The organism is Pseudomonas sp. DY-1, from assembly GCF_003626975.1.
Lineage (GTDB): Bacteria > Pseudomonadota > Gammaproteobacteria > Pseudomonadales > Pseudomonadaceae > Metapseudomonas.
In genome coordinates, this window is sequence record NZ_CP032616.1 from 808,676 (window position 1) to 826,563 (window position 17,888).

Genomic DNA, 17,888 nt, shown 5'->3' on the forward strand with positions numbered 1-17,888 from the left:
CCAACGATTGAATATCCCCCTGAGACGCTTATTTGCCTGCCTTTGAACTCACAACAACAGGACTTCCTCCTTTTTTTGTGCTTCGTAAGTTTAGTTGAATTTGTAACAAGGTTTGATGTTGGATGGCTGTTATAAATTTACCGGCAATGTAATTTGGAAGTCGGTTCTGAATATCTGTTCGGATAAGACGAGGTGGAATCGGTGGTTCACTCGCATTGTTCCTCAAGGCAGAGAGACCGCTTGGCTAACCGGGTATTTGTTTCCGCAGTCAACAAAAGAGACCGGCACGGCCCAGGCTTTTGGGGGGACTACATCCGTGCCAGCCAACGCTCGTCGGATTGAGCATTTTCAGCTTGAACGAGAACTGGCTGCGACCGCGTACCATTTATCAACCTGGCCAGACCGTCCGGTAACTATGCCTACAAAGAGGTACGCCAGTACTTCATTAGTTGTAACGCCAATGATCCAAACAGCCGCGCAGAAGTATAAATAACGGCATTGCGACGGCGTCGGAAAAGTGTCGGAGTTTCAGGTCGCCAATTATTGGTACTTGCCAGTTTGGCAAATTTGAAAGACTCGGATTGGTTATTCGTTTGTGTCGCTTAATGGCTGGTTTTGGCCGTTACCAGTCCTCTGGAAACCCTTGCCATCGACCTGTCGTCGGCACGCAGGTGGCCTGAGAGTCCGGCAATGTCACTCAATGTGCGACAGCGGGACTACCGGGATTGCCGCGGAAGGCACCGATTGCTTTCACCACGCCGAGTACGATCAGCGAAATTCCGAGCACTTCCGGAGCCGTGGGCCACCGATGGGAAAAAAGCAAACCCAGGCACGTGGCGAAAACCATCTCCATGGACAGCAGTTGACTGGCGAGCGTTATGGGAAGGCGCTGGGACGCTATGGTCCAGGCCCACGCGCCGCCAATCGATGCAACCGCCGCAAGCATGAGGGCCGGGAGATACAGGTGACCAATGGCGCTCAGTCCAAAACCCAGCATCGGGGCGTTGAACAACTCCATGCCCGCACCCACGGGTAGGAATACGAGGGTTTGCAGGCTGCCGCCGACCATCATCATGGCTGTCCAGAGCCAGGCATTCATGCCGGGGCGTTTCAATAGCGCTCGTTGATTGGCGAGTCCGAACCAGACCCATAGCGCCACTGCAGCCATGGAAGCGCCAACGCCGAGGGCTAACGAGGCGTATGGCAAACCCTCAGGCTGGGCGACGTTCTGGACATTTACCAGGACCAGCCCCAGAGCGGCCAGCGAAAACGGAATCTGCAGCAATCGCCATGAGATTCCACCTTGGACATTTCCGCTGATGGCCAGAGCCACGGGCACCAGGCCCAGAAAGGCGGGCGCTATGACAGGGCCCGCATAGGTGGCGGCGATGGCGACCGCCATGAAGTACCCCACATATCCAATGAATCCCAGCCCTGCAGCGGCCAGCCAGTCTTTCCACCCGAGGTTTCGGCAGGATTCGAAATTTGCCATCAGAATCACTGCGCCAATCAATCCGGAAATGATGAATCTGCAGGCCGCAAGATCGAAGATCGAGTACTCGCCGATGAATAGCGGCGCGATGAAGTTCATCGACCATGTCAGGGAGGCGAATGTCGCTGCGGCAATGCCAGTCGTGAGCCCATGTTTCATCTTCGTCGCTACTCATCCTGGATGAACTTGATTGCATGCTGGTTCGTTTCGCTCCCGAACAAGTCAGCTCGGAAGTCGCGACACCAGAAGACAAGGCGCGCATCGAGACCAATAGGGATCTCGGTCCGCCAGAGGATTCTCTGGTGTGCACAAAAAAATTAGAATCCATTGGATTTTCCAAGCACCTGTTCCATAGCGGAACAAAAGGGGGACTCGGATGGACAGGTACAGCGACATGTTGATTCTGGTCGCAGTGGTAGACGCAGGTGGCTTTTCGCCGGCCGCGCGCAAGCTTGGGATGACCCACTCGGCCATCAGCAAACGGGTTCAGCGGCTGGAGGATCGGCTTGGCACGCAGTTGTTGTTGCGCACGACTCGGACGTTGGCGCTGACTGAAGCCGGAGGGCGGTATGTGCGTGAAGCGCGCCCGATCCTCGAAGATATCCGGGCTTTGGAAGCTGCCGTATCGCTTGATTCCGACGCGCCAAGGGGCATGTTGAAAGTCACCTCTTCAAATGCCTTCGGCCATCATCATGTGGTGCCAGCCGTCGTCGATTTCATGCGGGTCTATCCGGAAATAAAAGTAGATCTGACCCTGACGGATGCCATTGTCGACATCAGGCACGAACGCATCGATGTGGCGATAAGAAGCGGTGCGCTATCCGACCCAAGCCTTGTCGCGCAAAAACTTGGATCGAATGAACGTGTCGTTTGCGCATCCCCCACCTATCTCGAGCTGAACGGGATGCCCGCCAGGCCCTCCGACCTGTCTGAGCACCTGTGCTTGAAGCTCAACTTTGAAAGCCGGTTCAACGATTGGGAGTTCCGTTCAGCTTCCAATCGGGCGATTCGGCTGGAGGGGAGTTTTTCCTGCAACAGTGTCGAGGCCATTCGTACTGTGTGTCTGGCTGGGGTCGGAATAGCTCGTCTGCCAGCGTTCATGGTGCGCGACGACCTAGCGTCCGGTCGCCTGATTCCGCTGCTAAAGGATTTTTCACGTTCCTCAGACGCCGCGATCTATGCGCTCAGGGTCGCAAGCGATTTTGTTCCGGCCAGGACTCGAGTGTTCATCGAGTTTCTGTCGGCCCGTTTCGCTTCGACGACCTGATCGACACGAAAGGTCGACAGGCCCTTCAAGGCGGGCTGCTGCCGGCGCCTGGCCGGCGGTTGGGGAGGAGGGCGTCAGTCTGGCAAGGCCACAGCATGCAGCGGCTAGTGTGGGAAGTCTGTTTTCGGGCGGGATTGCTCGGGGCTGAGGTACCATGCTGCGCCGAAACTTACGTCGAACCTCTCTGGCTGCTTATGTCCTCCAACGCGCTGTACACCGACCTGTCCGCTTACTACGACCTGATGTGCGCCGACATCGACTACCGGGCGCAGAGCCACTGCGTACGCCGGCTGCACCAGTTGTTTGGCAATCAGGGGCGCAGGCATCTGGATCTCGCCTGTGGCACCGGGCCGCACGTGCGCCATTTCCTCGATTTCGGTTACCGCAGTGCCGGCCTGGACATCAATCAGCCAATGCTGGATATCGCCCAGCTGCGCTGCCCCGAGGCACAGTTCAGCCGACAGGACATGGCGAGCTTCGGAGTGGGCGAGCCGCTGGATCTGATCACTTGCTTCCTCTACTCGATCCACTACAACGCCGGGCTGAAACAGCTGCAGGAGTGCCTGGCCAGCGTGCACGCAGCGCTTGAGGATGGCGGCGTGTTCTGCTTCAACACGGTGGACAAGCGGCAGATCGATAACCGCTCATTCGTGCGCCATACCGTGGAGCACGAGGGCAGCTGCTTCACCTTCGGTTCCGGCTGGTACTACAGCGGCGAGGGCGAGCAGCAGGCACTGCGCCTCAGCATCGAGAAGACCACGGCGGGGGAGACCCAGGCCTGGCAGGACGAACACGCCATGGTCGCCCTGAGTTTCACCGAGCTGCAGCAGCAGTTGCAGCCCCACTTCGAGGTCCACGTCTTCGAACATGACTACGAGCGGATCACGCCTTGGGGCGGCAAGTCCGGGAATGCATTGTTTGTCTGCGTGAAGCGCTAAGAACCGGTCAGCGATCAGTTGATCGTCGGCCATGCAGCTACGCAACTCAGGGCCAGCCCTACTTCTTGCCGCCTCTGATGTTGCCCACCACGCCACCGGCGACGGCACCGACTGCGGCGCCGGTCCAGCCGCTACCGCCAGCGATGGCCGCAATACCGGCGCCGGCCGCGGCACCGATTGCGGCACCACTCAAGGTACCCTGCTGCTGGGAACTCATCGAGGTGCAGCCGATCAGGCCCGCCGCGACGAGGACGGCGGCAAACGCTTGGAACCCTTTCATGTTCTTCTCCGCTACTTGTTCTGCTGCAAGCCGGGCACGACCATCTCGAACCAGATGGTCTCGATGACCGGCCGCTTCACGCGGTCGGGGTTGGTGGCATACCACTGGTCGAGTCCATCGCGCACGGTGTCGAGCGTGTGGCCCTTCAGGCCTCTGCCGAAACGGGGAATCAGACTCTGTTCATCGGACGGCGGCTTGGTCGCGTGGTAGGCCGCCTCCACCTCGAACGCGTTGGCAATACCAATGAGATAGGCTTTCTTGAGCTCCGGCGATGATTGCGTCCATTGCTCGCCGGTAATCATGGGCACCTTGTCAGCGCCCCACGCCGTCGCCAGGGTCACGCTCAGCGCCAATGCCAGCATGCCCATCCGAACTGTCTTCATCGTCTCCTCTCCTCGTCAGGCTGAACCCCACGCCGTGGCCGGCCTCCCTGCCCGATCGCTGGCAGGGAGGCCGTATCGATGACTCAGTAAGTGTAGGTGGAGGGGGTGCAAACCGCGGCAGCCATCATCTTCACGATCACTTGACCCGCCCGTTGGATGGCCGGTGAATCGCGATTTCACTCAAGGCCAAGAGGGCGCCTTTGCCGGATAGCCGGGCAATCCCGGCCATCCCTGTTTGCAGGATCCAGACAATCGCTGGATTACCGGAGCAGCTATGAGCCGTTCAGTCGTGACAGGTTGGGATGGTATTTCCGCACCGATAGTGCGTTACCGCACCGAATGCTGGGTTCCCAAAGGGCTATATCCAGAACTCTATCCATGGCCAGGGACTGACCAGCACTGCACTGGAGAAAGCGATGAGAAGCAAGCTGGAGAACCGACTGGAGGGGAAGCTCGCTGCAATTCTTCCTGAACATGTCGTCAAGTGTTCATATGGGGCGGACGGCATCGTGGCTGTCGCGATTGAAAAGCCCGCAACGAAGGAAAGCTGGTGGATCACCGGAATCGCCATGCAATCGTTGATTAGGAAGGAGACGCTGACAGAAACCGCCGAGCAGATTCTGGTCGAGGTCAATGCCGCGAGCGGGGGGGGCACTGAATTGCTGGCAGATCAGGCCGCCAGTGCGCAGTAGCACAGGCTCGATCATCGCCTTCCAATCAAACGACTTTGATGAGATGTGCATGTACTTCGGCGGTCAGCAGTTCGATACGCACCGTCAACTCTTTGGTAAGCGCTGTGAGCTGAGTGTTTTGCTCCAGCAGTTCCAGCAACTGAGCGCTGGTTTTTGCCGCATTTGCGTGGTGCCGTTCATTGGTGACTGCAAGTGCCTCCCGATGTTTTGCATCCGCTTCGGCATGCGCTTTGTCTCGAGCGGCCTGACGTGTTTGTGCAAGCAGAATCAGGGGCGCGGCATACGCTGCCTGGAGACTGAAGGCCAGGTTGAGCAGGATGAACGGATAGATGTCGAAGTGCGCCAGGCCGGCGACGTTTACACCTATCCACGCCATGACAACCAATGTTTGCGCCCCCAGAAATAGCGGCGTACCAAAGAACCGGGCAAAGGCTTCGGCTTTGAGGGCGAACTGGTCGTTGCCAAATGTTGGAGCAAGATGTTCGTGCGGGCGATGGAAACGCAGGTGATCAGTTTCAGCTAGGGGCGCGGTGTTAGAGGGTGACGTTTTCATTGAACACTCCTGCTCGAGACTGGAACCAGTGCAACAACCTTCCATGAGTTTATGTGCTTGATCGGAGATGGAGCCGACACGGCTTAATCCGTGGGGACGTAGAGGGAGTCGAGCCGGGCCTTGGCACTTTTTCCAAGGTGGAACGATGGGAGCTGGGGTAGAAGGGAGCCCGGCACATAGCCGGGTCCCGGGTGGTGTGTTGGCCGATGGTTATTCGGGGATTATGCGGGGATTGTGTTCGTCGGGTTTGACGGGCCGCTCTACGCCAGGATCGCTGGGGTCTACCCAATCATCAGGCCGGTCATCGCGCTGGGGATCAAGCGGGTCCTGGGGGGCGTTCGGGTTTTGATTGTCCGGATAGTTCTGGTTCTGACTCTGAGTCATACATCACCTCACGTGAGGCCCAGATTGGCCTCAACCGTTTGAGGTACAGGGAATCAGCCTCGTTCAACCTTTCCGCTGGGGCGACCGTCAAGAGTTTCGAAGCAAACCCATGTGATGGATGTGGCCTAGACGGTGGCTTGCCAGCCACTGCCTGGGAGATTGCCCGATACATAGCCTTCCACCTACCAGGGCCGAATGATCACTTTTGGTCGATAGCGACCGACTGCTTCCGGCAGATTCTGTTGAAAGAAGGCGGTTCTGCGGCAGCCAGTCGGCCAGATGTTCCAGCTTTTGAAGGGGTTGCAAGCCACTCCAAGTTGCCTTTCGGCCTTTCACTGAGCGTCTGGGCTCAGGTTTGCCGTGCTCCAGCATCCCGTGTGTGCGACAGGCCCAATGAGATGGCGTACAGGCCCGATGACGGCAGGGTCAGATCGAGCCGCGAGGTGTCGGCACCGCGCACTATTGCGGCCAATTGGCCAAGAGCGGGGTCATTCAGTTCGTACTTTTTCAGGAAGGCATCGAAGCTGCACAGCTAATCATCGTGGCTGATCATGCAGCACCTCTTGCCTGTGTCTACAGGCTCTGGGTGGGCTGACCGGCGGCGCGCCAGCCGGTGAAACCATCGATCAGGTAGCGGGCGTCTAGCCCCATGGCTTCCAAGGTCGCGGCGATACCCTGGCTGATTTCGTGGCCATGGGCGCAATAGAGCACCACGGGCCTGTCCCGTGGCACCGAGTCCTTCCAGGCGAACACCGACTCAGGCTCCAGCCACCGCGAACCGGGGATGGCCGCCGCATCTGCCGCGCGGATACCTGCGCGGCGCACATCCAGCAGCGTGAAATTGCGTCCTGCCGCTTGCCACTCCATCAATTCACAACTCGTGATCCGACTCATCGCACACCTCTCAGGTACGCAACAGATGCACCACCAGCCCTACCAGTGCGCAGGCCAGCAACACCTGAATGACGCCCCGCTTGTATCGGAACAGGGCGATCGCTGCTGCCACGGCGATCAGCGCCGACGGCCAATCGAAGCGGCCGTCGAAGCCTTGGGGCCAGAGCACGTGGTAGCCGAAGAAGAGGGCCAGGTTGAGGATCACCCCCACTACCGCGGCGGTGATCCCGGTGAGCGGAGCGGTGAACTTCAGCTCGCCATGGGTGGATTCCACTAGCGGTCCGCCGACGAGAATGAACAGAAACGACGGCAGGAAGGTAAACCAGGTAACCAGGGTGGCGGCTACGGTGCCGGCGAGGAAGGCTTGTTCGGCGCCGAACATGGGGTGCACATAGCCACCGATGAAACCGACGAAGGCGACGACCATGATCAGCGGCCCCGGTGTGGTTTCCCCCAGGGCCAGGCCGTCGATCATCTGAGTCGGTGTCAGCCAGCCGTAGTGGCCCACCGCGCCCTGGTACACGTAGGGCAACACGGCATAGGCACCGCCGAAGGTGAGCAGCGCGGCCTTGGTGAAGAACCAGCCCATCTGGGTCAGGGTGCCCTGCCAACCGAACAGCGCAGTGAGCAGGCCCATCGGCAGCACCCAGAGTAGGGCGCCCACGGCTACCAGGAGCAACAGGCGTGACCAGCGAAAGCGCGCATGCTCGGGTGTAGGCGTGTCGTCATCGATCAGCGCCGGGCCGTAGGTGGTCTTCGCTGCGCCATGGCCGCCACCGAGAGCGAACCTGTCCGGGGCGAGACGACCACCGATGTAACCGATCAGGGCAGCTCCCAACACGATCAAGGGGAAGGGGACATTCAGCGCGAAGATGGCCATGAATGAGGCGGCGGCGATGCCCCACAACCAGTTGTTCTTCAGGGCGCGCGATCCGATGCGGTGGGCGGCCTGGACCACGATGGCGGTGACTGCCGGCTTGATGCCGTAAAACAGACCGGCGACCACCGGCACTTCGCCGAAGGCGATGTAGACCCAGGACAGGGCGATCAGGATGAACAACGAGGGTAATACGAAGAGCGCGCCGGCAATGACGCCTCCCCAGGTCCGGTGCATCAGCCAACCGATGTAGGTCGCAAGCTGCTGGGCCTCCGGCCCGGGCAGCAACATGCAGTAGTTCAGGGCGTGGAGGAAGCGTCGCTCGCTGATCCAGCGCCGCCGCTCCACGAGCTCCTGGTGCATGATGGAAATCTGCCCGGCGGGTCCGCCGAAACTGATGAAACCCAGCTTCAGCCAGAACAGGAAGGCCTGGAACAGCCCCACGGGGGCGGTTCCGGTTTGTGTCTGCCCGGCGGTACGCATGGTGTGCTCACTCATCGTTTTTCTCTTCATTCGCAAAGGCGGTCAGCAGGCCATCGAAGATGGCGCTGGCGGCGGCCAGCAGCTGATCGTCATCAAGGATGCTTTCCCGCAGGCCGGCCAGAACGCGTTCGATGCCAGCTGCTTCCACCGGCTGAACGCCCCCTACATCCAGGTAGTGCACCAGGGCAGCGACCCGTTCCAGGGAAAATGCATTCAGCTCGAAGCTGGCTTGCAGGGTCTCGAAGGTGACGCGGTTGCCGACGTGGCTGAAGGTGGCACCGTCGAAATCGAATCCGAGCGCATCCACCGGGCAATCTTGGGGAGAGTCCAGCCAGAGGATGCGTGCGTCGTGATCGATGAAGCGGCGGATCAGCCAGGCGCTGGCCAAGCGGTCGACCCAAGGGCGCTTGCGGGTCGCCCAGCTACGGCCCTGGTAATCCTGTTGCCTGAGCACTGGAATGGGCTGGTCATGGCTGCATGGCTCGTCTGCCGACAGGGCACGGCTGACGGCGGTTTCCAGCTCTTGCAGAGCCGTATCGACGTCCTGGCGGGGCTGGCCAGGGAAATAGTCGATGGCGATCAACTGGGCGAAGGCCTTGCGCAGCTTGCGGATTTGCTTGGTAGAGCCCAGCGCATTCTCGGTCGTCAGCTGGCCACGGCATGCGTCGACCTCGGCGCGCAGGCTTGCGTAGTCCTCGCTGCGGTCGAAAAGCGGAATGAAGCGCTCACCCTGCGGGTCCTGGATGGGGAGCAGGTAGGCGGTGCCATTGATCGAAAGGATGTCGCGCTCGATGTCGGCGAGGGCTTCGCGGCAGGCGTCGCTGTCAGGGAGCAGATACACCCCGTCCCGCAGCACTGCGGCGCCGCAGGCTTTCAGCGCCCGCCAGGCGCGCATGCGCGCGGTGGCGTTGGCAGTAGGGAGGGCGAGAACAAGGGATATCCAGCGCATGATGTAGAGTATCTAACAAAATATGTCTGATACATTACATTAGTACTTGCTGTCGTATAAAAGAAGATCCGCCTGTCCAAGCGACCTCGGCTTTTGGGGCGATTGGATATTGGCGAGCCGGACTACCCGCTGCACGCCGTCCGGACCGCAGGCGTGCAGTTCGCCGAACATGGCGCGCTTCCAGCCGCCGAAGCTGTGGTAGGCCATCGGTATCGGCAGCGGCACGTTGACACCGACCATGCGCACTTCGATCTCGTCGCAGAACAGGCCTACTCGTGAACTCTCTGCACTGTGGTCATGCCTACGTTCCTCGTCAGATATCCAGGACCAGTGGCTGTACGCCGCTTTCATCTTCCGCGGGCACGGCGCAGCAGATGAGCGCCGTGCCCGCTTCCGGCATTTCTGCCGGGGGGTTGGGATAGTGCACCTGCCCGCTGAGCACTCGTGTGCGGCAGGTGCCGCATGAGCCGCCGCGGCAGCTGAAGTCGGGAGACAGCCCACGGCTTTCCGCCAGTTCCAGCAGGCTGCCGCTATCCGGTTTCCAGCGGGCTTCCTTGGCCGAGGCGGAGAAGTACACCGGCACCGGTGATGTCGCCGCCGGCGGCTGGGCGGGCTTTGGCGGTTGCGCGTCGTCATTGCGTCGCAGCGTCGAGGGGCCGAAGGTTTCGGCGTGGATGCGCCCATCGGCGATGTTCAGCGCGCGCAGACCGTCGTAGATGGCCTGGGTAAAACTCCCCGGCCCGCACAAGTAGAAGTCGTAGTCGTCCAGTGGCAGGTGGGACTTGATCTCCGCGATGTCGATGCGTCCGGTCAGCTCATGGTCGCGCCCCTGAATGGCGTCCTCGCCCGGATTGCTCAGCGCACGGCGCACCCGCAACAAGTCAGGGCAACGCTGGCGCAGTGCCTCGATCTCCTGTTGAAAGGGCAGTTGCTGCAAGGTCCGCGCGGACTGGAACAGGTAGATGCGGCGGTTGCGACCCTGTGATTCGTTCTGCGCAACGAGTTCCCGCAGCATCGAGAGCAGTGGGGTAATGCCAACGCCCGCGCCGATCAGCACCACGGGCCGCTCGGTGTCGCCGGCAAGGGTGAAGTTGCCCATGGGCGCGCGTACTTGCAGCCGGTCGCCGACCTGGAGCTGTTCGTGCAGGTGGCGTGAGGCCCTCCCTTGTGCCTTGACGCTGATGCGCAGGTGGCCGTCCGACGGCGCGCTGGAGAGGCTGTAGGTGCGGATCAGTACGTCTTCGCCGTTACCCGCGGGAATGCGCAGCGGCAGATGTTGACCCGGTGTGAAGCTCACCGTCGCACCGTCTGGGGGCTGGAGGTAGAAGGAGCGGATGTCCTGGCTCTCCTGTTCCAGGCGAGCCACTTGCCATTCCTGCCACTGCTGGCGCTGTTCGCGCTGGCGCAGCTTTTCGTCGGTCTCGGCCCATGTGCCGGTCATCAGGCTGGTTGGCGCGTACTCCTGGAAATCCCAACGGATCGACAAGGCGCGCGGCCGTAGCACGGCCTGCTGCACGTCGAAGCTCCAGAGACGCTCGGCGCCCTCGAAGGCGGCGATCATCGGGCTGTCGAAGATCAGTTCCGTGGTCCCGGACAGTTGCAGCACGTCGCCGCTGGCGAAGTCGACGAAAAGTAATCCGGCGATCGGGTTGAGCTGCAGGTTGCCCAGGGTGTTGAAGTGCAGGTTGCCGGCGTAGTCCGGGATGGTCAGGCGATTGCCCGTGACCTTGACGAAGCTGGGCCGACCGCCGCGATGGGAAACATCCACCGAGCGTTGCCCGTCCTCGTGTTCGACGTAGCTGGCAACGAAGAAGGTGTCGGCCTTGCGGATAATGTCCGCCAGCGTCTCGTTCAGCGCCAGGAAGTCCTGGCGCGGGTTGCGCTCGCCGTTCCGTTGTTCGTCGCGGGTATAGGCGCGTTGCTGGATGTACTGCGGGCAGTTGCCGAAGGCGTGCTCGACGGCGACCTCCAAATGGTCCGCTTCGACTCGCTGCAGGATGCCGTTGATGCGGTTGCGCCGACGTGTGTGCAGCTCGATGCCCAGCATGCCGATGGCGCCGCCGGCTTGCAGGCCGCTGGCGGCTGGGTCCTGGCCGTCTGGTTTGGTGGCCAGCACCAGACGCCGGGGATCGGGCGAGGTGACGAAGCCTTCTGGCCCTTCGAGCAGCGTCGCCCAGGGGCGTCCCTGGTCATCCACCGCGCCGGCGACCATGAACGGCAGCTGGTGATAGAAGTCGCGGTGCTGATCGGGCATGTAGTCGCGGATTACCCGCTGACCGAAGACTTCCATGCGCTCGGAGACACCGACGCGTTCCTGGAGCGCCTTTTCACCGGCATGCCAGGGTGAGTGGCGGTGCTTGGGAAGATGGTCCATGGCAGACACCTCGTTGGAAGGCTGCCGGATTCCCGGCAGCGGACGGCTGATTCAACCGGCTTGCAAGCCCGCGGCGGTGCGCTGCATGGGGACGAAACCGGGGAGCGCCTCGATCCGGGCCAGCCAGGCACGCAGGTTCGGGTAGTCCTGCAGCGACACGTTGCCTTCCGGCGCGTGTGCGATGTAGGCGTAGTTCGAAACATCGGCGATGGTCGCGGCATCGCCAGCGAGGAAGGGGGTCTTCGCCAGCTCGCTGTCCATCACCTGGAACAGTGTGTGGGCGCGGGTGAGGACTTCCTCGGTGTTGAAGTTGGCGCCGAACACCGTGTTCAACCGCGCTGCTGCCGGGCCGAAGGCAACCAGGCCGGCGGCTACCGACAGCCAACGCTGCACGCGTGCCGCTCCCTGCGGGTCTTCAGGCAGCCAGTTGTTGCCGTACTTCTTCGCCAGGTAGACGAGGATGGCGTTGGAGTCGCTGACGATGGTGCCGTTATCGTCGATGACCGGCACCTGGCCGAAGCTGTTGAGGGCGAGGAATTCGGGGTGCTTGTGGGCACCCTTGGCGAGGTCGACGAAGACCAGCTCGGTAGGCAGCTCCAGAAGCGAGAGCAGTAGCTCGACGCGGTGCGCGTGGCCGGACAGCGGGTGGCGGAAGAGTTTGATGGGGCGGGACATGGCAGCGACTCCGAATCGGGTGGGGGGAGGCAGCGCCGAGTCGGACCGGGTCGGGGTTCTCGCGCTGATGGATGCATCCTGCGCCGTGACGAGCAGCAGCAGAATCACCAGTCAGGACAATCCAGCATTTCAGAATCCGAAAGAATGGCGCCAAGGCTCAGCCGCGCAGGGCCGGATGGGCGCGCAGGCGGGGCACCGCGAAGTCGAGGAAGGTCCTGACCCGCGCAGCGGCGCGGCGGCCCTCGCGGTAGATCAGTCCTACCGGCAGGCCGGGAGCCGCGAAGTCTTCCAGCACCGCTTCAAGCCGGCCTTCCTGCAACTCCTGATGCGCCTCATGGCTCATGCAGCGCGTCAGCCCCAGGCCCAGGGTGGCGGCACGGATCGCCGCGTTGCGGGTACTGCAGGTCAGCCGCGGGGCCAAGCGTACCGAGCGCGGCGCCCCTTGGTGGAGGAAGCGCCACTCGCTCATGGCGCCGGTGGCAATGATCAGATGCGCCTTGAGATCGTCGGGCGTTTGCGGCCGCCCCTGGCGAGCCAGGTAGTCCGGTGCCGCGCAGACGATGGGGTTCACGATTCCCACCGGCAAGGCAAAGTCCGAGGAATCGGGCAGGTGGCCGATTACCAGAGCGACATCGATACCGTCCTCCAACAAATGGGGCACGTCTTCGTGGGTCTGGGCGATCAGTCGCACGTCCGGGAAGGCTGCCAGGTAATCGAGGGCGATGGGCGCGAAAACCTGGTGGGTCATCAGCAGCGGCACCGAAATGGTCAACTGCCCGGCCGGGTGCGCGTGCAGGCCAGTCACCGAACTCTCCGCTTCGGCGATCTCCTGCAGGAGCTGCCGACTGCTCGTGGCGAAGGCTTCCCCGGTGACGCTCAAACCGATGCCGCGCGGCCCCCGCAGCAGCAGCGTGGTCTGCAGGCGCGTCTCAAGCGCGGTGACCATGCGCATCACGGTCGCCGTGGACAGGCCGAGCAGCCGGGCCCCGGCGGCAAGGCTACCGGCCCGCGCCACGGCGTCGAACACTTCCATTTCCCGGTAACGGCCCAAGGCACTACTCCGCCGCAATGGCCTGCAGCGCCGGATCGTTGCGCAGGCGCTCGAAGCAGTGGTCGACGAAGGTGCGGACCTTGGCGGATACCCGCGTGCCGCCCTGATGCAGCAGGTGAATGGGGAGCGGCGGGATGCTGTACTGCTCGAGGACGATTTCCAGCTCGCCTCGGGCGACGGCTTCGGCAACCTGATAGGACAGCACCCGGGTATAGCCCCAGCCCCTGCGTGCGGCGTGGATCGCCGCATTATTCGAACTGACCACGAAGCGTGCCTGGGGGCGCTGGGTAATGGGCCCTTCAGGTCCGATGAACTGCCAGTCGGTCAGCAGTGAGCTGGCCGAGGACATCACCACCGGCGCGCCGAGCAGATCGGCAGGTGTCGCGGGCCTTCCAGCCGATTCGAGGAAGGCCGGAGCAGCACAGATCACTTGGCGGACTTCACCGACCTTCAGCGCGGTCAGGTCGCCCTCGGGTAGCTGGCCGATGCGCAGGGCGACGTCCACACCTTCGTCGATCATGTTCACCACCCGATCCACCAGCATGGCGTTGATCGTCACCTCGGCATGGGCGGCGAGGTAATCGGCAATCAACGGCACCATGTACAACTCGCCGAAGATCACGGGGGCGGTCACGGTGAGATTGCCGCGTGGGCGCAGAGCGCTGCCGGAGGCCAACTCCTCCGCTTCCTCCAGCTCCAGCAGGATGCGCCGGCAGTCTTCCACGTAGCGCCGTCCGGCCTCGGTCAGCCGGACGCTGCGCGTACTGCGCGCCAGCAGCAAAGTGCCGAGCCGCGCCTCCAGCGCCGCGATCGCACGGGTCACGCTGGGCGGCGAGAGACCCAACTGCTTCGCGCCCGCCGCGAAACTTCCCGCTTCCGCCACCACCACCAGCACTTTCATTTCCTGGAACCTGTCCATGCTTCACCGCTTCGTGCCTGCAACCTGACGAGGAAGTATGCATGGCGACGATTGGCTGCAGTGCTGAAATCATCGCGAAGCAGGCATTTGGCTGATGCAGTCAGCGCAGGGAACTGAAAGCGGCACGCACCTCGCGGCTGAATAGATCCGGTTCTTCCCAGGCAGCGAAATGCCCGCCCTTGTCGACGCGCTGGTAGTAGACGAGGTTGTGGTAGGCCCGCTCGGCCCAGCTCTTCGGCGGTTTGTACACCTCGCCGGGGAAAATGGTCACCGCGGCGGGAATGTTGATCGGAGCCATGGAGGGGGCGTTAGCAGCGTTCTCCCAGTAGATGCGTGCGCTCGAGGTTGCCGTGTTGGTCAGCCAGTAGAGGGAGATGTTGTCGAGCATTTCGTCGCGGGTGAAGGCACGTTCCGGCTCGCCACGGCTGAACACCCATTCGCCGTACTTGTCGTAGAACCAGGCCGCCAGTCCCGCCGGTGAATCGGCCAGGCCGTAACCGAGGGTCTGCGGCCGGGTTCCCATGATGGCAGCGAAGCCGAATCCCTTGCCGAGGAACTCCCTGGCCGTATCGAACACTTCCCGTTCTTCTGCATTCAGATTCGCCGGAGCAGGGTCGCCGCACTTCAGCGCCTTGGCCACCTCGGGTGGAAGGGTGGTCGCACGCTCCACCCGATTGACGTGGATGCCAAGCAGGCCAGCGGGGGCCTGGCGCCCCATGGCGTCCGAAATGATGGCGCCCCAGTCGCCACCCTGTGACACGTAGCGGCTGTAGCCGAGTCGTTTCATCAGCGCATCCCAGGCGCGCGCGATGCGATCGGGGTTCCAGCCCGTGCTGGTGGGCTTGCCGGAAAAGCCGAAGCCGGGAATGGAGGGCAGCACGAGGTGAAAGGCATCCTTGGCCGCGCCACCATGTGCCGTGGGATCGGTCAGCGGACCTATGACTTTCAGCAACTCGAAGACGGAGCCGGGCCAACCGTGGGTCATGATCAGCGGCAACGCGTCCGCATGGCGGGAGCGGACGTGAATGAAGTGGATGTCCAGGCCGTCGATGCTGGTCAGAAACTGGGGAAAAGCGTTGAGTTTGGCTTCGGCCTTGCGCCAGTCGTAGCTGCCGTCCCAGTAGCGCACCAGCGCTTGCAGCTTGGCGAGTGGCACCCCCTGGGAACGGTCGTCGACGGTTTCCCGATCAGGCCAGCGGGTTGCGGCAAGGCGGCGGTGAAGGTCCTGCAGCGCCGACTGCGGAACATTGGCGCGGAAGGGGCGCAGCGCGTCAGCCGCAAGCGGCTTCTCGGCGGACTGAGAAAACGCCGCCATTGGCCGGAACATCGTGAGGGCCGTCAGTGCGGCGCCTTTCAACATCAGGGAACGACGGGACAGGGCGGTGGTTTTGATCAGTTGCTGGATGGCCATGGTCGTGATTCCTACCAGATGCAGGATCGAGGTCACCGGCAGGCGCTTACGTCGAGATCACAGCCAAGCACGAGGAACGAGCACCAATCGGCACCGGCATCGGACCGCAGCAGCCATGACCTCAACTACGCGACGCACACGCGCTGATGTCCTGGACGGGCGGGATGTAAATGGAACTCTAGTGGATGGCATGAGGAATGCCATGAAGGCGCTTGGCAGGCACGACAGCCGCCTTTCCAGGGGTGAGGGCCCTCAAATTCTGCTCGAACGTGATGGGCCGGGCCCTGTGGGAGCGACTTCAGTCGCGAAGACACTTCACGGCAACACGTCCTTGCCATCTGCAATAAACGCCGGCAAATCCCGCCAGGCTACCCACAACTCCCGCTGCCAGCGCACTGCACCAACCTGCCGGTTGGACCAGCTGATAAAGCACCGCCGCGGCTCTGCGCTCGGGTCACGGTGATAGTCATGCAGCGTCGGCACCAGCACCTCGCTCAGCCAGCGACTGATGTCGACATGCTCCGGCCGGGCGAAGCGAAACAGCGCCTTGTAGGCACCCGCGTCGCTGATGGCTTCCACTTCCTCATGAAAGCCGCATACGTTCGCGAGCAGGATGGTGCGCTTTTCAAAGGGTTCCAGGACGTGGAGCAAGCGACGGGAACTACGGACACCCATCAACTGGGCAAAGTCTTGGGCGACGAACCAGGGCTGGTTGTCGATCATCAGGGCGCGCAGGCGGAGGTTGTGATGATGGAAAACGATGGGGGCGTATGCGTCGTGCATGGTGGAGCTCCTGTTAGCTGGTTAGGAACTGCCATCAACGTCGCCAAACGGAGGTGGCAGACCGCGCAGGGTTGGCGAACCGGCTAACAGGCCCCGGCAGACCCGAAGGTCTCCCCGCGCGATCTGCCATAAAGCGATGCAGCTTTTCTGCAATCGTGCGGGGGCCTACGAGAACATTCGCTGTTCTCGCAAACACCTTATGGCGCTGTCGCGCCTGTTAGTAACGGGTCGCCAAACCCGGCCACGGGATTGACCGTGGCCGGGGCAGGATAGGGATGGAGAAGGGGGAGGGCAAGGGGAGGGGGCTATTGAGGCTGCCTTTGACTCGAATCGGAATTTTTCTGGTTGTTGCGTCTGGCGATTAGCTGTCCACCGCGAGCGGCGGCCAAGAGCGGTCAACGAGTGGCCGCAATGTCAGGGGCTATTCACCGATGCGTGACGAGAATGTGGGTTGTAAGCGAGCTTTGAAGGGGCGAGTAAGTCCGCTTGGCTAGCTGATCTTGAGGTTCGCTGCGAGAAAATCCATGAAGGCTCTGACACGAGTAGGCAGCTGTCCGCCTTGCCCAATGTAGACGGCATGAACCTCGATCTTATCCGTGGGCATGAAGTCTTCCAGAACCGAGACAAGGCGGCCGTCGTCCAGATCCTGCTCAACCTGGCAAAGCCCAACGCGCGCGAGGCCAAGCCCAAGAATCGCCAGTTCCCTTACACCATTACCGTCGCTTACCCGGGCGTTTCCGGTCACGGATATGGGGGTGAGTTGGCCATCAGCTCCCTTGAGGCTCCACTCCATGGCGGGTTGGCTGAAAGTGAACCCCAAGCAGTTGTGGCCCTCGAGATCGGCCGGAACCTTCGGGGTACCCCGGGCGGCCAGGTAGGTCGGTGATGCGACGATAAGGCTTCGCGTATCGCCCAGGCGCCTGGCCACCAGATTGGAGCTTTTAAGTGGGCCGCTGCGGATTGCCACGTCTGCCCGCACGCTTATCAGGTCGACGACTTCGTCGCTGAGGAAAACTTCCACCGATACCCCTGGGTAGTCTCGCAGGAACTCGTTCAACAGAGGCAGCAGATACAAGCGCCCGATATCGACGTTGCAGTTCACCCTTACCGTTCCCTGTGGTGCTGAACTCGCTGCTGCTTCCTGCTCGGCCTCATCGAGTGCAGTCAGGATGGTCAGGCTGCGCTCGTAGAACGCTGCCCCTTCAGACGTGAGCAACTGCCGCCGTGTCGAGCGATTAAGCAAGCGAGCACCCAGCCGGTTTTCCAGCCTCGAAACCAGTTTGCTGACTGCCGAGGGAGTCATGGCACAACTCTTGGCCGCTGCGGTGTAGCCGCCGTCTTCGACGACCCTGACGAACACGCTCATTTCCGCGAAGCAGTTTATGTCCAAACGTCTCATATGAATTCACGTCACAAGTTGAATGCCCCGGGACCGGCTATATCCGCCGTGACGGCGCTCTTACTCTGTTTTCCAGAGCCTGCA

17 protein-coding genes and 2 pseudogenes are annotated in these 17,888 nt (G+C 61.9%); 3 read left to right on the forward strand and 16 right to left on the reverse strand.

Going from position 1 to position 17,888, the window contains the following annotated elements; all coding sequences use genetic code 11:
• Nucleotides 1-697: 697 nt before the first annotated feature.
• Entirely contained in the window at nt 698-1,651 is a 954-nt protein-coding gene (locus D6Z43_RS04065; protein WP_120650663.1) for a DMT family transporter, read from the reverse strand.
• A gap of 235 nt (nt 1,652-1,886) precedes the next feature.
• On the opposite strand from D6Z43_RS04065, the gene D6Z43_RS04070 reads away from it, so the two are divergent.
• Together D6Z43_RS04070 and D6Z43_RS04075 are read left to right on the forward strand one after the other, a co-directional pair.
• Entirely contained in the window at nt 1,887-2,759 is an 873-nt protein-coding gene (locus D6Z43_RS04070; RefSeq protein ID WP_162945798.1) for a LysR family transcriptional regulator, read from the forward strand.
• A gap of 194 nt (nt 2,760-2,953) precedes the next feature.
• A complete protein-coding gene (locus D6Z43_RS04075; protein ID WP_120650667.1) occupies nt 2,954-3,697 on the forward strand; it encodes a class I SAM-dependent methyltransferase in 744 nt (247 codons plus the stop codon).
• 58 nt (nt 3,698-3,755) lie between these two features.
• Here D6Z43_RS04075 and D6Z43_RS04080 read toward each other — a convergent pair whose 3' ends face one another.
• Nucleotides 3,756-3,977, reverse strand: a complete 222-nt coding sequence (locus D6Z43_RS04080; protein WP_120650669.1) for a YMGG-like glycine zipper-containing protein — start codon at nt 3,975-3,977, stop codon at nt 3,756-3,758.
• Nucleotides 3,978-3,988: 11 nt separating this feature from the next.
• Nucleotides 3,989-4,360, reverse strand: a complete 372-nt coding sequence (locus D6Z43_RS04085) for a hypothetical protein (RefSeq protein WP_120650671.1) — start codon at nt 4,358-4,360, stop codon at nt 3,989-3,991.
• A 416-nt stretch (nt 4,361-4,776) separates the two neighbouring features.
• Here D6Z43_RS04085 and D6Z43_RS04090 point away from each other — a divergent pair, with 416 nt between their 5' ends.
• Nucleotides 4,777-5,052: a hypothetical protein gene (locus tag D6Z43_RS04090; RefSeq protein ID WP_120650673.1), complete on the forward strand. Its 276-nt coding sequence runs from the start codon at nt 4,777-4,779 to the stop codon at nt 5,050-5,052.
• 25 nt (nt 5,053-5,077) lie between these two features.
• Here D6Z43_RS04090 and D6Z43_RS04095 read toward each other — a convergent pair whose 3' ends face one another.
• From D6Z43_RS04095 to D6Z43_RS04155, 13 genes and pseudogenes are all read right to left on the reverse strand, one after another.
• Nucleotides 5,078-5,605 (reverse strand): DUF1003 domain-containing protein, encoded by a 528-nt coding sequence (locus D6Z43_RS04095; RefSeq protein WP_120650675.1) that lies wholly within the window; start codon nt 5,603-5,605, stop codon nt 5,078-5,080.
• 766 nt (nt 5,606-6,371) lie between these two features.
• Nucleotides 6,372-6,521 (reverse strand): annotated as a pseudogene (locus D6Z43_RS04100) (chromate resistance protein ChrB domain-containing protein); the annotation flags it as partial.
• A gap of 41 nt (nt 6,522-6,562) precedes the next feature.
• Nucleotides 6,563-6,883: a rhodanese-like domain-containing protein gene (locus D6Z43_RS04105; protein WP_120650677.1), complete on the reverse strand. Its 321-nt coding sequence runs from the start codon at nt 6,881-6,883 to the stop codon at nt 6,563-6,565.
• Between the two features lie 10 nt (nt 6,884-6,893).
• Nucleotides 6,894-8,258, reverse strand: coding sequence for a chromate efflux transporter (gene chrA / locus D6Z43_RS04110; RefSeq protein WP_120650679.1), 1,365 nt, complete (start codon nt 8,256-8,258; stop codon nt 6,894-6,896).
• Nucleotides 8,251-9,192 carry a chromate resistance protein ChrB domain-containing protein gene (locus tag D6Z43_RS04115; RefSeq protein WP_371924330.1) on the reverse strand — a complete coding sequence of 314 codons (942 nt, stop codon included), beginning with the start codon at nt 9,190-9,192 and terminating at the stop codon, nt 8,251-8,253. Before D6Z43_RS04115 ends, chrA begins: the two co-directional genes overlap by 8 nt.
• A gap of 125 nt (nt 9,193-9,317) precedes the next feature.
• Nucleotides 9,318-9,459: pseudogene (locus tag D6Z43_RS28235) on the reverse strand (hypothetical protein); the annotation flags it as partial.
• A gap of 46 nt (nt 9,460-9,505) precedes the next feature.
• The gene (locus D6Z43_RS04125) at nt 9,506-11,566 is read right to left on the reverse strand and encodes a pyridoxamine 5'-phosphate oxidase family protein (protein ID WP_120650685.1); all 2,061 of its coding nucleotides are present in this window, start codon (nt 11,564-11,566) and stop codon (nt 9,506-9,508) included.
• 51 nt (nt 11,567-11,617) lie between these two features.
• Complete coding sequence (locus tag D6Z43_RS04130; RefSeq protein ID WP_120650687.1) at nt 11,618-12,241, reverse strand: glutathione S-transferase; 624 nt, start codon at nt 12,239-12,241, stop codon at nt 11,618-11,620.
• A gap of 157 nt (nt 12,242-12,398) precedes the next feature.
• Nucleotides 12,399-13,292, reverse strand: coding sequence for a LysR family transcriptional regulator (locus D6Z43_RS04135; RefSeq protein WP_178083597.1), 894 nt, complete (start codon nt 13,290-13,292; stop codon nt 12,399-12,401).
• Between the two features lie 4 nt (nt 13,293-13,296).
• Complete coding sequence (locus tag D6Z43_RS04140; protein ID WP_120650691.1) at nt 13,297-14,211, reverse strand: LysR family transcriptional regulator; 915 nt, start codon at nt 14,209-14,211, stop codon at nt 13,297-13,299.
• Nucleotides 14,212-14,311: 100 nt separating this feature from the next.
• Nucleotides 14,312-15,622 (reverse strand): epoxide hydrolase family protein, encoded by a 1,311-nt coding sequence (locus D6Z43_RS04145; protein WP_120650693.1) that lies wholly within the window; start codon nt 15,620-15,622, stop codon nt 14,312-14,314.
• A gap of 315 nt (nt 15,623-15,937) precedes the next feature.
• Complete coding sequence (locus tag D6Z43_RS04150; RefSeq protein ID WP_120650695.1) at nt 15,938-16,405, reverse strand: BRO family protein; 468 nt, start codon at nt 16,403-16,405, stop codon at nt 15,938-15,940.
• A 490-nt stretch (nt 16,406-16,895) separates the two neighbouring features.
• Nucleotides 16,896-17,804 carry a LysR family transcriptional regulator gene (locus D6Z43_RS04155; protein ID WP_120650697.1) on the reverse strand — a complete coding sequence of 303 codons (909 nt, stop codon included), beginning with the start codon at nt 17,802-17,804 and terminating at the stop codon, nt 16,896-16,898.
• Nucleotides 17,805-17,888 lie beyond the last annotated feature (84 nt).

Excerpts from the sequence above, each read along its gene's own strand:
- D6Z43_RS04155 (WP_120650697.1), bottom strand. The coding sequence starts at position 17,804 with ATGAGACGTTTGGACATAAACTGCTTCGCGGAAATGAGCGTGTTCGTC.
- D6Z43_RS04090 (WP_120650673.1), top strand. The coding sequence starts at position 4,777 with ATGAGAAGCAAGCTGGAGAACCGACTGGAGGGGAAGCTCGCTGCAATT.
- D6Z43_RS04145 (WP_120650693.1), bottom strand. The coding sequence starts at position 15,622 with ATGGCCATCCAGCAACTGATCAAAACCACCGCCCTGTCCCGTCGTTCC.
- D6Z43_RS04105 (WP_120650677.1), bottom strand. The coding sequence starts at position 6,883 with ATGAGTCGGATCACGAGTTGTGAATTGATGGAGTGGCAAGCGGCAGGA.
- D6Z43_RS04070 (WP_162945798.1), top strand. The coding sequence starts at position 1,887 with ATGTTGATTCTGGTCGCAGTGGTAGACGCAGGTGGCTTTTCGCCGGCC.
- D6Z43_RS04095 (WP_120650675.1), bottom strand. The coding sequence starts at position 5,605 with ATGAAAACGTCACCCTCTAACACCGCGCCCCTAGCTGAAACTGATCAC.
- D6Z43_RS04150 (WP_120650695.1), bottom strand. The coding sequence starts at position 16,405 with ATGCACGACGCATACGCCCCCATCGTTTTCCATCATCACAACCTCCGC.
- D6Z43_RS04085 (WP_120650671.1), bottom strand. The coding sequence starts at position 4,360 with ATGAAGACAGTTCGGATGGGCATGCTGGCATTGGCGCTGAGCGTGACC.
- D6Z43_RS04115 (WP_371924330.1), bottom strand. The coding sequence starts at position 9,192 with ATGCGCTGGATATCCCTTGTTCTCGCCCTCCCTACTGCCAACGCCACC.
- D6Z43_RS04130 (WP_120650687.1), bottom strand. The coding sequence starts at position 12,241 with ATGTCCCGCCCCATCAAACTCTTCCGCCACCCGCTGTCCGGCCACGCG.
- D6Z43_RS04140 (WP_120650691.1), bottom strand. The coding sequence starts at position 14,211 with ATGGACAGGTTCCAGGAAATGAAAGTGCTGGTGGTGGTGGCGGAAGCG.
- D6Z43_RS04075 (WP_120650667.1), top strand. The coding sequence starts at position 2,954 with ATGTCCTCCAACGCGCTGTACACCGACCTGTCCGCTTACTACGACCTG.
- D6Z43_RS04080 (WP_120650669.1), bottom strand. The coding sequence starts at position 3,977 with ATGAAAGGGTTCCAAGCGTTTGCCGCCGTCCTCGTCGCGGCGGGCCTG.
- D6Z43_RS04065 (WP_120650663.1), bottom strand. The coding sequence starts at position 1,651 with ATGAAACATGGGCTCACGACTGGCATTGCCGCAGCGACATTCGCCTCC.
- chrA (WP_120650679.1), bottom strand. The coding sequence starts at position 8,258 with ATGAGTGAGCACACCATGCGTACCGCCGGGCAGACACAAACCGGAACC.
- D6Z43_RS04125 (WP_120650685.1), bottom strand. The coding sequence starts at position 11,566 with ATGGACCATCTTCCCAAGCACCGCCACTCACCCTGGCATGCCGGTGAA.